The sequence below is a fragment of the Streptomyces sp. NPDC111802 genome, assembly GCF_055634335.1.
Genome location: NZ_JBVKCZ010000025.1, coordinates 130,737 through 144,741 on the forward strand (window position 1 = coordinate 130,737; position 14,005 = coordinate 144,741).

Annotated in this window: 13 protein-coding genes; 10 read left to right on the forward strand and 3 right to left on the reverse strand. The window is 70.0% G+C overall.

Annotated features, from left to right (window positions below):
* Positions 1-171 precede the first annotated feature (171 nt).
* Complete coding sequence (locus tag ACZ7NC_RS26740) at positions 172-1,875, forward strand: sigma-70 family RNA polymerase sigma factor (RefSeq protein WP_471491893.1); 1,704 nt, start codon at positions 172-174, stop codon at positions 1,873-1,875.
* Here ACZ7NC_RS26740 and ACZ7NC_RS26745 read toward each other — a convergent pair.
* Positions 1,857-2,555: a glycerophosphodiester phosphodiesterase gene (locus ACZ7NC_RS26745; protein WP_471491895.1), complete on the reverse strand. Its 699-nt coding sequence runs from the start codon at positions 2,553-2,555 to the stop codon at positions 1,857-1,859. The genes ACZ7NC_RS26740 and ACZ7NC_RS26745 overlap by 19 nt on opposite strands.
* A gap of 37 nt (positions 2,556-2,592) precedes the next feature.
* The gene (locus tag ACZ7NC_RS26750; protein WP_471491897.1) at positions 2,593-3,654 is read right to left on the reverse strand and encodes an adenosine deaminase; all 1,062 of its coding nucleotides are present in this window, start codon (positions 3,652-3,654) and stop codon (positions 2,593-2,595) included.
* Positions 3,655-3,999: 345 nt separating this feature from the next.
* Here ACZ7NC_RS26750 and ACZ7NC_RS26755 point away from each other — a divergent pair, with 345 nt between their 5' ends.
* Positions 4,000-4,590 (forward strand): DUF4190 domain-containing protein, encoded by a 591-nt coding sequence (locus ACZ7NC_RS26755; RefSeq protein ID WP_471491898.1) that lies wholly within the window; start codon positions 4,000-4,002, stop codon positions 4,588-4,590.
* Positions 4,591-4,919: 329 nt separating this feature from the next.
* Here the strand turns inward: ACZ7NC_RS26755 and ACZ7NC_RS26760 are convergent, their stop codons facing one another.
* Positions 4,920-5,474 carry an NADAR family protein gene (locus ACZ7NC_RS26760; protein WP_471491899.1) on the reverse strand — a complete coding sequence of 185 codons (555 nt, stop codon included), beginning with the start codon at positions 5,472-5,474 and terminating at the stop codon, positions 4,920-4,922.
* Positions 5,475-5,669: 195 nt separating this feature from the next.
* Here ACZ7NC_RS26760 and ACZ7NC_RS26765 point away from each other — a divergent pair, with 195 nt between their 5' ends.
* The 8 genes from ACZ7NC_RS26765 to ACZ7NC_RS26800 form a co-directional block, all read left to right on the forward strand.
* On the forward strand, positions 5,670-7,205 hold the full coding sequence (locus ACZ7NC_RS26765) for a gamma-aminobutyraldehyde dehydrogenase (RefSeq protein ID WP_471491901.1): 1,536 nt from the start codon (positions 5,670-5,672) through the stop codon (positions 7,203-7,205).
* A gap of 82 nt (positions 7,206-7,287) precedes the next feature.
* Positions 7,288-8,535, forward strand: a complete 1,248-nt coding sequence (locus ACZ7NC_RS26770; RefSeq protein ID WP_471491903.1) for a polyamine ABC transporter substrate-binding protein — start codon at positions 7,288-7,290, stop codon at positions 8,533-8,535.
* Positions 8,536-8,540: 5 nt separating this feature from the next.
* On the forward strand, positions 8,541-9,686 hold the full coding sequence (locus tag ACZ7NC_RS26775; protein ID WP_471491904.1) for an ABC transporter ATP-binding protein: 1,146 nt from the start codon (positions 8,541-8,543) through the stop codon (positions 9,684-9,686).
* The gene (locus ACZ7NC_RS26780) at positions 9,686-10,615 is read left to right on the forward strand and encodes an ABC transporter permease (protein WP_471491906.1); all 930 of its coding nucleotides are present in this window, start codon (positions 9,686-9,688) and stop codon (positions 10,613-10,615) included. The genes ACZ7NC_RS26775 and ACZ7NC_RS26780 overlap by 1 nt, the downstream gene beginning before the upstream one ends.
* Positions 10,616-11,416: an ABC transporter permease gene (locus ACZ7NC_RS26785; protein WP_471491908.1), complete on the forward strand. Its 801-nt coding sequence runs from the start codon at positions 10,616-10,618 to the stop codon at positions 11,414-11,416.
* 35 nt (positions 11,417-11,451) lie between these two features.
* Positions 11,452-12,879 (forward strand): NAD(P)/FAD-dependent oxidoreductase, encoded by a 1,428-nt coding sequence (locus tag ACZ7NC_RS26790; RefSeq protein ID WP_471491910.1) that lies wholly within the window; start codon positions 11,452-11,454, stop codon positions 12,877-12,879.
* Between the two features lie 114 nt (positions 12,880-12,993).
* The gene (locus ACZ7NC_RS26795; RefSeq protein ID WP_471491912.1) at positions 12,994-13,452 is read left to right on the forward strand and encodes a hypothetical protein; all 459 of its coding nucleotides are present in this window, start codon (positions 12,994-12,996) and stop codon (positions 13,450-13,452) included.
* Positions 13,453-13,505: 53 nt separating this feature from the next.
* The coding region (locus ACZ7NC_RS26800; RefSeq protein ID WP_471491913.1) for an IS701 family transposase at positions 13,506-14,005 on the forward strand (500 nt) is incomplete at its 3' end.

A 14,005-nucleotide genomic window follows, 5' to 3' on the forward strand; every position in this document is an offset into this window, starting at 1 on the left:
TGCCTTGCGGAACAGGGGAGTTGTCAGGGATCGCCCTTACGGGCCGGCTCCCGGGCGGCAAAAAAGGGTTATCGGCGGCCCCTTCACCGCGTCTCCACTCCGGAAGCGGAATGTGACCTCCGGCATAGCCGACCGCCCTGGTCGGGCTGAGAAGGTGCGTGCGGGCAGCGAATGACCCGGGAGAGGACGTACGTGGACGAGGCGGCCGGCCGGCAGTGGCGTTCCACCATCGCGGCGGCGCAGGACGGGGACCGGCAGGCGCTGGACGCGTTGGTGGAGGGCTGGCTGCCGCTGGTCTACAACGTGGTCGGGCGGGCCCTGAACGGCCATGCCGACGTCGACGACGTCGTCCAGGAGACCATGCTGCGCGCCGTCGACAACCTCGGCTCGCTGCGGGACCCGGACAGCTTCCGCTCCTGGCTCGTCGCCATCGCCATGCGGCAGATCCGGGACCGGGCGCGGCGAAGACAACCGGCGCCGCTGGACGAGTCGGCCGCGCGGGAGGCCACCGACTTCGCCGAACTCACCGTGCTGCGGCTGCAGTTGGCGGGGCAGCGGCGCGAGGTCGCGGAGGCGGTGCGCTGGCTGGACGACGAGGACCGGCAACTGCTGTCGCTGTGGTGGCTGGAGGTCGCGGGCGAGCTGACCCGGCGTGAACTCGCCGCCGCGGCCCGGATCAGCCGGCAGCACGCCGCGGTGCGCGTCCAGCGGGTGAAGGAGCGGCTGGAGACCGCGCGCGGCATCGTCCGGGCGCTCGACGGCGCCTGCCCCGGCCTGCGCGAGGTGACCGCCCGCTGGAACGGCCGCCCCGACTCGGTCTGGCGCAAGCGGCTGGCCCGGCACATCAGGGGCTGCGCCTACTGCGGTGACACCCGCGAGACCGTCGTACCGGCGGAACGCCTCCTCGTCGGCATCGCGCTCGTCCCGGTCCCGGTCGGCTTCACACTGTCGCTGGCGTTCGGCGGCAAGACGGCGGTCGCGGCGACGGCCACCGCGACCTCCGTCGGCTGGTCCGCGAAGGTGATGGCCGCCCTCACCCAGCCCGCCGTGGCGGTGACGGCCGGCGCGACCTTCGTCGCGGGTGGCGCCTACGTCGTCACCCAGACCCCCGACGCCCCACCGCCGCGAGCCACCGCCCCCACGGCGGCGAGCACTGCCCGCCCGCCGTCGCCCACACCGCCCGCGTCACCGACGGCGACGCCCTCCACATCGCCCTCGCCCCCGGCGCCGCGGAAGCAGGTCGCGCGGCTGTACGGCACGGTCGTCGACGCCGTCGACCGGGCCCCCGACCCGAACGCCGAGCCGGCCGCCCTGCCGCGCCGACCCGAGTCCGGCATCACCAGCACCGGCGGCGCGCACGCCGTGATGAACCACCGCGGCGACAGCGTCACGCTCACCGGCCAGGGCTATGTCCTCGTCCGCTGGCAGATCTCGCCGCAGTACCGGGCGGGTGGCCTCGTCATGCCCGCCTGGACCGGCCTGAAGGGCAAGCTCTTCCACGTCGCCTCGGGCGGCGGGCGCCGGATGGACGACCGCGTCAGCAGCACCGACACCTCCGCCACCGGCATGGGCAACTCGACCACCGGCTACGCCGTCCCGCCGTCCGGCACCCAGCAGATGTGGCAGAACGAGTGGTTCTACGTCGACGGCAGCGTCACCCTCACCCAGAACGAACGCGGCGCCGACTACGGCCTCAGCGTCTTCCCGTCGAACTGGGACGCCGTGCACGAGGACCTCCACCACGGCCCCCCGGACGGCGCGATCCGCTACGGCCTGGTCCGCGACACGGGCGGGGACGACACACCCGTGCCGCAGTACCTCACGCGCTCGACCCCGGCGGACACGGCGACCGTGACTCAGGAGTCCCGCGTGTAACGCGTACGGGCCTTGAGCAGTACGTCCACCCGGTTCGTCGTGATCGAGTCGACGTCGGCGTCGAGCAGGCGCCGCATGGAGCGCCGGGTGTCCGGGGTCCACACGGACAGCAGATGGCCGCCACGGTGGACGCGCTCGGCGAGCGCGCGGTCGACCAGTGGGAAGCGGTAGTTGAGCCAGCGCGGGCGTACGGCGTCCAGCAGCACGGGCCGCGGCGGCGCCAGCGTCGTCCAGGTCAGGGCGATCTCGGCGGCCGGGTCGGCGGCGCGCACGGCGAGCATGGCGGGGACGCCCGCGCAGTAGTAGACGCGGTCCTCGGCCCCGCACTCGCGCACGACGTCCACGACCCGGCGTGCCGCGCGGACATCGGGGGTGCCGGGCAGGTCGAGCATCACCCGGCTCCCGTCGCACGCCGCCAGCGCCTCCGCCAGCGTCGGCACGCCGCCCGCCGTCAGCCCGCGCACCTCGGCCGACGACAGCCCGAGCAGCGGCCGGTCCTGCTCCCACAGCCGCTTCAGCGTCTCGTCGTGCAGCAGCACGGGTACGCCGTCCCTGGTGAGCCGTACGTCGATCTCCACCGCGTCCGCGCCGAGGGCGAGCGCGGAGCGCAGGGAGTCGAGCGTGTTCTCGCGGACGCGGTAGGGGTCGCCGCGGTGGGCGACGGCGGTCACGTTCTGCATGAGCACATTCTGGGGGCGCGGTGGCGGGACCGGGGGCTCAGGGTGCGAGCCAGCCGGCCGTGTACGTGTCGATCTCCTCCGCGATCCGGGCCTTGCCGGGCTCGTCGAGGAAGGACGCGGCGACCGCGTTCTTGGCGAGGTCGGCCAGGCCCCGCTCGTCGAGGTCGAGGAGGCGGGCGGCGACCGCGTACTCGTTGTTGAGGTCGGTGCCGAACATGGGCGGGTCGTCGGAGTTGATCGTGACGACGACGCCCGCCTTCGCGAACTCCTTGATCGGGTGCTCGTCGATGGTGCGCACCGCGCGCGTGGCGATGTTGGAGGTCGGGCACACCTCCAGCGGGATCCGGTGCTCGGCGAGGTGCGTGAGCAGCTTCGGGTCCCGCGCCGAGCTGGTGCCGTGCCCGATGCGCTCGGCGCGCAGCTGGGTGAGGGCGTCCCAGACGGTCTCCGGGCCGGTGGTCTCGCCGGCGTGCGGTACGGAGTGCAGTCCGGCGGCGATGGCCCGGTCGAAGTACGGCTTGAACTGCGGCCTCGGTACGCCGATCTCGGGACCGCCGAGCCCGAAGGAGACCAGGCCCTCCGGCCGCACCCGGTCGTCGGTCGCCAGCCGCACCGTCTCCTCGGCGGCCGCCAGCCCGGCCTCGCCGGGAATGTCGAAGCACCAGCGCAGCACGGTCCCGAACTCGGCCTCGGCCGCCTTGCGGGCGTCCTCGATCGCCGCCATGAAGCCGCTCTCGTCGATGCCGCGGCGGGTGGACGAGAACGGGGTGATGGTCAGCTCGGCGTACCGCACCTGCTGGCGGGCCAGCTCACGGGCCACCTCGTACGTCAGCAGCCGTACGTCCTCCGGGGTGCGGATCAGGTCCACGACGGACAGGTACACCTCGATGAAGTGGGCGAAGTCCGTGAACGTGAAGTAGTCGGCCAGGGCCTCGGGGTCGGTGGGGACCTTGGAGTCCGGGTGGCGGGCGGCGAGTTCCGCGACGATACGGGGGGAGGCGGAGCCGACGTGGTGGACGTGCAGTTCGGCCTTGGGCAACCCCGCGATGAAGGCGTGCAGATCGCGTGGGACGCGGGCGTCGACGAGACGGTCGGTCAAGGTTCCTCCCCGGGAACGGCGTCCTGGGCCGGGTCTGTGCCGCGGGACGCGGTGATCGGCTGATCGGTGACTCGGGATCATCGTAGGCCGGGGCCCCGGCGGTGATGCCCGGGCCTTAGCATGACGGCACGTACGACGGAGGGGGTTCCGCGCATGTCCGACGACGCGCAGACGCCGGAGGCGCCGGAAGATGCGGGCGCGGGCTCTTGGGCTACTCCGGGGAGTGAGGCGGCGAGCTCTCCGCAGCACAAGACGTCCTTGGACAAGCCGGTCGAGGATGCTCAGGCCCACCCCTCTGCCGCGTGGCCCGCGCCTTCGGTGCATGATCAGCCGACGGTGACGTCCATGCCGTCCTCCGGCGGCGTGCCGCCCGAGTCGCAGGATGCCGCCTGGGCGAACCCGTCGACCGCGCCGAACCCTTCGGCAGCCGACCCGTTCGCGGCGCCGGGGGCCGCGCCGGTCAATCCCTTCGCGGCGCCGTCCAATCCCTACGCGGCGCCGGGGTCCACCGTGCCCAACCCCTTCGCGCCCCCGACGGCATCCGTCCCCTACGCCGCCCACGGCGAGCCCGTCCCTCCGCCGCCCATCGCGCCCGGCGGGCCTGGGCAGGTCCCCTACGGCTACCCCGGCGGCCACGGCTACCCGGGCCAGCCGGGCCCGGGTTACTACGGCTGGCCCGGGATGCAGGCCACGCCGAGCAACGGGATGGGTACGGCCGGGCTGGTGCTCGGGATCATCTCGGCCGTGATCTTCTGTCTGTGGCCGGTGGCGATCATCGTGGGTGTGCTGGCCCTGATCTTCGGTGCGATCGGACGTGGGAAGGCTCGGCGGGGCGAGGCGACGAATCCGGGACAGGCGCTGGCGGGGATCATCTGCGGGGCGGCGGGTGTGGTGCTGGGCCTGGGGATGCTGGCGCTGGTGATCGCGACGTCGTAGCGACGACCTGGGTTCTCGCCCCCGCCGCCCCTACCCGTCCCATCCTCCAGGGGCGCTGCCCCTTCGACCCCGCCAGGACCTTTGCCCACCCACCACCCGTCTCGGTTGGACAGGAGGCTGAACTCGAAAAGCCTTGGGGGTCGAGGACGACGTCCCACCACCCCCAGCCCCCACCCTCTTAACGCCGGCCCGCACAATCCAGCCCGTCCGGCGTTTGAGGACGAGGCCCCTTCAGGGCCGAAGCGGGGTCTGGGGCGGCAGCCCCAGCGGGGTCGAAGGGGCAGCGCCCCTGGAGGACGGGACGGGTAGGGGCGGCGGGGGCGAACCCCCTACCCCCGCAACCGCTCCCGCGCCTCCATCAAAGCGAACCCCAACAAATTCGGCCCCCGCCACCGCTCCGGATCCCCGGCCCCGTCATCCCCCGCCGCCAGCCCGATCCCCCACACCCGATCGACCGGACTCGCCTCCACCAGCACCCGATCCCCGGTGCCCAGCAAAAACCCCCGCAGATCCGCATGCGCGGCGAACTTGTGGACCGACCCCTCGACCACGACCCGGAACCGCTCCCGCTCCCACACCGCGTCGTCGAACCCCCGCACCAACCGCCCGGCCTTCTTCGCCAGCGAGGGATGCCCCGCGCAAAGCACCTGCCGCTCCGCCTCCGCGTCCCCGAACAGCCGAGCCTTCTCGGCCATCATCCAGTGCTCGGCGGTCGCGTAGGACACCGCGTCCACCGTGAACGGCGACGCCCACCACTGGCTGAGACAGCTCGCGCTCACCTGCCCGTCCGGCCGCGGCCGGTGCCCCCAGAAGTGCAGATACCTGACTCTCGCCCCCGCACGGACCTCCTGAATCAGAGCGTCCCAAGAATCGATCTTCGCCATGTGGCCGAGTCTGGCACGCACCACCGACACTCCGTCCCCCGTTTTCCAGGCCAACTCGACACCTGGTCGACAGATTCCGTCGCGTAACCAAAAGGCAACAACGGAATCACTTGTTGGAGTCCCCCTGCTCTGTCAGGATCGGCACTCAAATCGAGCCTGAGCCACGCCGGCCCCCTGGGGCACGGAGGGAGCGACATGCACAACCCGGGCACCGCCACCCCGGAACGATTCCCGGCCCAGGACCGCTTCGCGGACGGCGCGCAGTACATCGCGGGCCGCCTGACGAAGGGGACCTCGGGGCGTACACACGCCGTCGTCGACCCTGCCACGGGCGAGGCGGTGTACACATACGACCTGGCCGGCACCGAGGATGTCGACGCGGCCGTCGCCGCCGCGCGCGAGGCATTCCCGGCCTGGGCCGCCGCCACCCCCGGCGAGCGCTCCGACGCGCTGCACCGCTTCGCCGCCGTCCTCGCCGAACGCGCCGAGGACTTCGCCCGCGCGGAGTCCCTCCAGTGCGGGAAGCCGCTGAAGCTGACCCGTGAGTTCGACGTCCCGGGCACCATCGACAACACCGCCTTCTTCGCCGGCGCCGCCCGTCATCTGCAGGGGCAGTCCGCGGGGGAGTACTCCGGGGACCACACCTCGTACGTCCGCCGTGAACCCATCGGTGTCGTCGGCTCCATCGCTCCCTGGAACTACCCCCTCCAGATGGCCGCGTGGAAGGTCCTCCCGGCCATCGCCGCGGGCAACACCATCGTGCTCAAGCCCGCCGAGCTCACCCCGCTCACCTCGCTCCTGTTCGCCCAGGCAGCCACCGACGCCGGGATCCCGGACGGTGTCATCAACATCGTCACCGGGACCGGGAAGGAGGCGGGCGAGCATCTGGTCGGTCACCCCGACGTCGCCATGACCTCCTTCACCGGCTCCACCGCCGTCGGCAAGCGCGTCGCCGAGATCGCCACCGGCACCGTGAAGAGGATCCACCTGGAACTCGGCGGCAAGGCCCCCTTCGTCGTGTTCGACGACGCCGATCTCGAAGCCGCCGCCCACGGCGCCGTCGCCGGCTCGCTCATCAACACGGGACAGGACTGCACGGCCGCCACGCGCGTGTACGTACAACGGCCGCTCTACGACGCCTTCCTGGAACAGACCGCCGCCCTCATGGCGAGCGTCCGGCTCGGTGATCCGTTCGCGCCGGGAACCGATCTCGGACCGCTCATCTCCCATGTCCAGCGCGACCGGGTCGCCGGGTTCGTCGAGCGTGCGCGGGCCTACGCGCGCGTGGTCACCGGCGGTGAGGCTCCCCAGGGCGAGCTCAGCAACGGCGCCTACTACCGCCCCACCCTGATCGCGGACGCCGCCCAGGACAGCGAGATCGTCCAGTCCGAGATCTTCGGCCCGGTACTGGTCGTTCTTCCGTTCGACAGCGACGACGAGGGGATCCGGCTGGCCAACGACACCCCGTACGGGCTCGCCGCCTCCGCGTGGAGCCGGGACGTCTACCGGGCGAACCGCGCCACCCGTGAGATCAAGGCGGGCTGTGTGTGGGTCAACGACCACATCCCGATCATCAGCGAGATGCCCCACGGCGGCTACAAGGCGTCCGGCTTCGGCAAGGACATGTCCGCGTACTCCTTCGAGGAGTACACCCAGGTCAAGCACGTCATGTTCGACAACACCGCGGTCGCCAGGAAGGACTGGCACCGCACGATCTTCGGGGACCGATAGTCACATCCGACGGGCGCGGCCGACCGCCCGACCAGCGACCGGCCTCCCCTCCCTCCCGATCTCCCGAAAGGGCACCACGCGCATGGAGCAGTACGAGCCCGACCGCCTGTCCCCGGCCCAAGTGGCTGCCATGCGGCGCAGCCTGCGCAACGGCCGGGCCGCCATGACCCGCCGTTCCCTGCTGCGCGCCTCCACCGGCGGCGCGCTCGCGCTGGGCGGCCTTGGGACGCTCAGCGCCTGCGGGATCCCCGCGGCCGGCAAGAGCGAGGGCGGCACGTCCGCCGAGGACCACTCGGCGAAGGAGAAGGAGGTCACCTTCTCCAACTGGACCGAGTACATGGACGTCGACGACAGCGGCAAGCACCACCCGACGCTCGAGCGGTTCACGAAGCGGACCGGCGTCAAGGTCAAGTACACCGAGGACATCAACGACAACAACGAGTTCTTCGGGAAGATCAAGCCGCAGCTCGCGGCGGGCCAGGAAACCGGCCGGGACATCATCGTCCTCACCGACTGGCTCGCCGGCCGTCTCATCCGCCTCGGGTGGGTCCAGAAACTGGACCCGTCCAACCTGCCGCACGCCTTCGCCAACCTCTCGCAGCAGTTCCGCGATCCCGACTGGGACCCGGGACGGGCGTACTCGTACCCCTGGCAGGGCATCTCGACCGTCATCGCCTACAACAAGAAGGCGCTCGACGGTGTCGAGGTGAAGACGGTCTCGGACCTGCTCGACAACCCCAAGCTCAAGGGCCGCGTCGGCTTCCTCACCGAGATGCGCGACACCATCGGGATGACCCTGCTCGACATGGGCAAGGACCCCGCCAAGTTCACCGACGACGACTACGACGCGGCGATCGCCCGCCTGCAGAAGGCCGTCGACAACAAGCAGATCCGCCGGTTCACCGGCAACGACTACACCTCCGACCTCACCAGCGGCGACTTCGCCGCCTGCCTCGCCTGGGCCGGTGACGTCGTACAGCTCAAGGCCGACAGCCCGGACATCGACTTCCTCATCCCGGACAGCGGCTACATGACGTCCAGCGACAACATGCTGATCCCCAACAAGGCCCGTCACAAGACGAACGCCGAGCGGCTCATCGACTTCTACTACGAGCCGAAGGCCGCAGCCGAGCTCGCCGCCTACATCAACTACGTCTGTCCCGTCGACGGCGTGAAGGAAGAGCTTGCGAAGATCGACGAGGACGCGGCCAACAACCCGCTGATCCTCCCCGACAAGGCCATGCAGGCCGCCTCCCGTGCCTTCCGCTCACTGAGCTCGAAGGAAGAGACGGCCTATGAAGAGAAGTTCGCGAAGCTCACAGGGGCGTGACATCCATGACGAACGACAGCAGCGGCGACGTCCGCCTCTCCGGCATCAGCAAGACCTACGGCTCCTTCACCGCCGTACACCCGCTCGACCTGACCGTGCCCCAGGGCTCCTTCTTCGCCCTGCTCGGCGCGTCCGGCTGCGGCAAGACCACCACTCTGCGCATGATCGCCGGCCTGGAGGAGCCCAGCGGCGGCACCGTCCACCTCGGCGAGCAGGACGTGACCGCGCTGCCGCCGTACAAGCGGCCGGTGAACACGGTCTTCCAGTCCTACGCCCTCTTCCCGCACCTCGACATCTTCGAGAACGTCGCCTTCGGCCTGCGCCGACGCGGCATCAAGTCGGTGAAGAAGCAGGTCGAGGAGATGCTCGACCTGGTGCAGCTCGGTGAGCAGGCCCGCAAGAAGCCGCACCAGCTGTCCGGTGGCCAGCAGCAGCGGGTGGCCGTGGCCCGCGCGCTCATCAACCACCCCAAGGTGCTCCTCCTCGACGAGCCCCTCGGCGCCCTCGACCTGAAGCTGCGCCGCCAGATGCAGCTGGAGCTCAAGCGCATCCAGACCGAGGTCGGCATCACCTTCATCCATGTCACGCACGACCAGGAGGAGGCCATGACCATGGCCGACACGGTCGCCGTGATGAACGCGGGCCGCGTCGAGCAGCTCGGCTCGCCGACCGACCTGTACGAGAACCCGCGCACGACCTTCGTCGCCAACTTCCTCGGCACCTCCAACTTCATCGAGGCCGAGGTCGACTCCAAGAGCGGCGACGACATCGTGCTGAAGGCGGGCGGCGGCAAGCTGGTGCTGCCCGAGGCTCGGTGCGGAGCGCCCACGACGACCGGCGGCAAGGTGCTGGTGGGCGTACGCCCCGAGAAGATCTCCCTCACGCACGCCGACGAGGCGGGCGAGATACCCGAGGGCCGCAACCGCATCACCGGCACGATCGCGGACTCCTCCTTCATCGGCGTCTCCACGCAGTACGTCGTCGACAGCCCCGTCTGCCCCGAGTTCGAGGTCTACGCCCAGAACATCGACCGGGACCACCGGCTCGTACCCGGCGCCGAGGTCGTCCTGCACTGGAACCCGGCGCACACCTTCGGCCTCGACGCCTCGCAGGACATCGACGCGGGCATCCAGGAAGAGGCGGCGGTCTGATGGCGACCCTCACCGAGGCGCCCCCGCCTCTCACCCCGACCGCCCCGGCGAAGAAGCCGCCCCGCAAACGCGGCCGCCTGGTGCCCTACTGGCTCCTGCTGCCCGGCATCCTGTGGCTGGTCGTCTTCTTCGCGCTGCCGATGATCTACCAGGCCTCCACGTCCGTGCAGACGGGCTCGCTGGAGGAGGGCTACAAGGTCACCTGGCACTTCGCGACCTACTGGGACGCCCTGTCCGACTACTACCCGCAGTTCCTGCGCTCGGTGCTCTACGCCGGCTCGGCGACCGTCCTGTGTCTGGTCCTCGGCTACCCGCTCGCGTACCTGATCGCCTTCCGCGCGGGCCGCTGGCGGAACCTGATCATGATCCTGGTGATCGCGCCGTTCTTCACCAGCTTCCTGATCCGCACCCTGGCCTGGAAGACGATCCTCGCGGACGGCGGCCCTGTCGTCGGCGCCCTCAACACGCTGCACGTCCTGGACGTCACCAGCTGGCTCGGCATGACCTCCGGCGACCGCGTGCTGGCCACGCCGCTCGCGGTGGTGTGCGGTCTGACGTACAACTTCCTGCCGTTCATGGTCCTGCCGCTCTACAGCTCGCTGGAGCGGATCGACCCACGGCTGCACGAGGCGGCGAACGACCTGTACGCCAAGCCGGCCACCACCTTCCGGAAGGTCACCTTCCCGCTGTCGATGCCGGGCGTCGTCTCGGGCACGCTGCTGACCTTCATCCCGGCGGCCGGCGACTACGTCAACGCGGACCTGCTCGGCTCCACCGACACCCGCATGGTCGGCAATGTCATCCAGACGCAGTTCCTGCGGATTCTGGACTATCCGACCGCCGCGGCCCTCTCCTTCATCCTCATGGCCGCCATCCTCGTCATGGTGACGCTGTACATCCGCAGGTCCGGCACGGAGGATCTGGTTTAAATGACCGTCGTCAACTGGCTCAAGCGCAATCTCGTCGTCATTGCGGGACTGCTGACGCTCGCTTATCTCCTCCTGCCCAACGTCATCGTGACGATCTTCTCCTTCAACAAACCGAAGGGGCGCTTCAACTACGAATGGCAGGAGTTCTCCACGGCCGCCTGGCAGGACCCGTGCGGAGTCTCCGACCTGTGCGGCTCGCTGTCACTGAGCCTCCAGATCGCGTTCTGGGCGACCCTCGGCGCCACGCTCCTTGGCACCATGATCGCCTTCGCGCTGGTCCGCTACCGCTTCCGGGCGCGGGGCGCGGTGAACTCGCTGATCTTCCTGCCGATGGCGATGCCCGAGGTCGTCATGGCGGCCTCGCTGCTCACCCTGTTCCTCAACCTGGGCGCCCAGCTGGGCTTCTGGACGATCCTCATCGCGCACATCATGTTCTGCCTGAGCTTCGTCGTGACGGCGGTGAAGGCGCGCGTGATGTCGATGGACCCGCGGCTGGAACAGGCCGCGCAGGACCTGTACGCAGGACCGTTCCAGACGTTCGTCCGGGTCACCCTGCCGATCGCCGCCCCGGGTATCGCGGCGGGCGCGATGCTCGCGTTCGCGCTCTCCTTCGACGATTTCATCATCACCAATTTCAACGCGGGCTCCACCGTCACCTTCCCGATGTTCGTCTGGGGCTCGGCCCAGCGCGGAACGCCCGTTCAGATCAATGTCATCGGTACGGCCATGTTCATCGTCGCCGTACTGTTCGTCCTGGCCTCCATGGCCATTGGAAACCGCAGAAAAAAGCAGAAGGCATAATCCCCCTGAGGGAATCCTTGTAGGGAGTTGAAATCATGGCCCCAAGCGCCATGAGTCGTGGCAAGAACTGGACGAAATCCCTTTCCGACGCCCAGCCGGTCCCGTACTGGCTGGACGACCCTGGCCGCCCCCGCCCCGAGCCCGCCCTCACCACCGCCGAGACCTGCGATCTGCTGGTCGTCGGCGGCGGGTACAGCGGACTGTGGACCGCGCTCATCGCCAAGGAGCGCGATCCGCAACGGGACGTCGTGCTGGTTGAAGGCCGCGAGGTGGGCTGGGCCGCCTCCGGCCGCAACGGCGGCTTCTGCGCCGCCTCCCTCACCCACGGTCTGCCCAACGGGCTCGCCCGCTGGCCGGACGAGATCCACAGGCTTGAGGAGCTGGGCGCCCGCAATCTCGACGAGATCGAGAGGGCGGTCGCCCGGTACTCCCTGGACTGCGACTTCGAGCGCACCGGTGAGATCGACGTCGCCACCGAGACGTACCAGGCCTGGGAACTGCGCGACTGGTACGAGGAACTGCGGGACAAGGGCCTCGCCGAGGGCATCGAGTTCCTCGACGCCGACGAGGTGCGGGCACAGGTCGACTCACCGACGTTCCAGGCGGGCCTCTACGACCGCCGGGGCGTCGCCATGGTCAACCCGGCCAAGCTGGTGTGGGGACTGAAGCAGGCGTGCCTGGACCTCGGCGTCCGCGTCTACGAGCACACCCCGGCCCTCACCCTGAAGCCGTACGGCGCGGGGATGGCCGTACGCACGCCGTACGGCTCGGTCCGCGCCCGCAAGGTCGCGCTCGGCACGAACATCTTCCCGAACCTGGTCAAGCGCGTCCGCGCCTACACCGTCCCGGTCTACGACTACGCCCTGATGACCGAACCGCTCACCGAGGACCAGCTCGCGTCGATCGGCTGGAAGAACCGCCAGGGTCTCGGCGACTCGGCGAACCAGTTCCACTACTTCCGCCTCGCCGCGGACAACCGCGTCCTGTGGGGCGGCTACGACGCCATCTATCCGTACGGCGGCCGGGTGCGCGCCGAGTACGACGACCGCCCGGAGACGTACGCCAAGCTCGCCGGGCACTTCTTCACCTGCTTCCCGCAGCTGGAGGGCATCCGCTTCACGCACGCGTGGGGCGGCGCGATCGACACCTGTTCGCGCTTCTCGGCGTTCTTCGGGACGGCCCATCAGGGCAAGGTGGCGTACGCGGCGGGCTTCACGGGCCTCGGCGTCGGCGCGACCAGGTTCGGCGCGGACGTGATGCTGGACCTGCTGGCGGGGGAGACCACGGAGCGGACGCAGCTCGAAATGGTCCGCAAGAGGCCGCTGCCCTTCCCGCCGGAGCCCTTCGCCTGGACCGGTATCGCGCTCACCAAGTGGTCGCTGGCCCGCGCCGACGCGCACGGCGGGCGGCGCAATCTGTGGCTGAGGGCGATGGACCGGCTCGGCCTCGGCTTCGACAGCTGAATGTGACTCAGGTCACTCCATATTGGTGGCGGCAACCCGCGTAATGCCCGCCAGGTGACCTCCCTCTCCCTCGTGACGCGATCGGCGTCCACGACAGAGAGGGAGGTCACCGTCATGACAGGGGCAAAGCCGGCGGTCGAGTGGCTGGCATCCGTCGCGCCGAATCCCGAGGCCTGTCGCTGGGAGTGGGAACGCAATCCCCTCGGGGTCGCGCTGCTGCCCGCCGGCAAGGCCTGGGACGTGCTGATCCTGCCGGGCGAACTCGGCTATTCCACGCTCGACGTACTCACCCGCATCATCGACCAACTCGGCCCGGTCCTGGTCGACTTCGGCGACTCACGGATGGGCTTCTTCGTGCCGCCGGGCACCGCCGCCCGCTGGCTCGGCACCGGCATCCGTACGGCCGGGGCAGGCACCTGGATCGTCGTGCCGTACCCGGGCCGCGCCACCGGGGGCATCCGCTGGCTGGTCCCACCGGACGGCACCGGCACCCTCACCGACCCGGCCCTGCTCGAACTGGCCATGCACGAGGCAGCGGCGGGCCTGGCCGCGGAAGGGGAGGAGGAGCGCTAGTACTGCAACGGTGCTTGTCGTGACTGCTGGCCAGGTTGGTCGTTGGTGTGGTTATGGGTGGGGGCCTTGCTGATGTCAGGTTGTGGGCCGGTGAACTGACCGCTCTGCACGAGCGGTTCGTGCACCGGTTCAGCAGGTCGGAGCCGAGGGAGTCGGCGCTGGCCTATATGCGTGGGCTGATCGCTCCGTTGGGGCGAAAGAACGGCTGGACGCTAGCCGAGCAGGCCGGCCATGCAGGCCCGGATCGCATCCACCGGATGCTGAACCGGATCGAGTGGGACGCCGACGAGGTACTCGATGACGTGCGTGACTACGTCGTCGGGCACCTCGGTGACCATGAGGCCGTCCTGATCGTGGACGACACGGGCTTCCTGAAGAAGGGCACGCGGTCGGCCGGGGTGCAGCGGCAGTACTCCGGTACCGCCGGGCGGACGGAGAACTGCCAGATCGGCGTCTTTCTCGCCTATGCGACCCCACGTGGACGGACACTGATCGACCGACGGCTGTATCTGCCCACGTCCTGGATGGAGGACCGCGAGCGGTGCCGCCGGGC

Excerpts from the sequence above, each read along its gene's own strand:
- ACZ7NC_RS26780 (WP_471491906.1), top strand. The coding sequence starts at position 9,686 with ATGGCGACCCTCACCGAGGCGCCCCCGCCTCTCACCCCGACCGCCCCG.
- ACZ7NC_RS26785 (WP_471491908.1), top strand. The coding sequence starts at position 10,616 with ATGACCGTCGTCAACTGGCTCAAGCGCAATCTCGTCGTCATTGCGGGA.
- ACZ7NC_RS26755 (WP_471491898.1), top strand. The coding sequence starts at position 4,000 with ATGCCGTCCTCCGGCGGCGTGCCGCCCGAGTCGCAGGATGCCGCCTGG.
- ACZ7NC_RS26795 (WP_471491912.1), top strand. The coding sequence starts at position 12,994 with ATGACAGGGGCAAAGCCGGCGGTCGAGTGGCTGGCATCCGTCGCGCCG.
- ACZ7NC_RS26790 (WP_471491910.1), top strand. The coding sequence starts at position 11,452 with ATGGCCCCAAGCGCCATGAGTCGTGGCAAGAACTGGACGAAATCCCTT.
- ACZ7NC_RS26745 (WP_471491895.1), bottom strand. The coding sequence starts at position 2,555 with ATGCAGAACGTGACCGCCGTCGCCCACCGCGGCGACCCCTACCGCGTC.
- ACZ7NC_RS26770 (WP_471491903.1), top strand. The coding sequence starts at position 7,288 with ATGGAGCAGTACGAGCCCGACCGCCTGTCCCCGGCCCAAGTGGCTGCC.
- ACZ7NC_RS26765 (WP_471491901.1), top strand. The coding sequence starts at position 5,670 with ATGCACAACCCGGGCACCGCCACCCCGGAACGATTCCCGGCCCAGGAC.
- ACZ7NC_RS26740 (WP_471491893.1), top strand. The coding sequence starts at position 172 with ATGACCCGGGAGAGGACGTACGTGGACGAGGCGGCCGGCCGGCAGTGG.
- ACZ7NC_RS26760 (WP_471491899.1), bottom strand. The coding sequence starts at position 5,474 with ATGGCGAAGATCGATTCTTGGGACGCTCTGATTCAGGAGGTCCGTGCG.
- ACZ7NC_RS26775 (WP_471491904.1), top strand. The coding sequence starts at position 8,541 with ATGACGAACGACAGCAGCGGCGACGTCCGCCTCTCCGGCATCAGCAAG.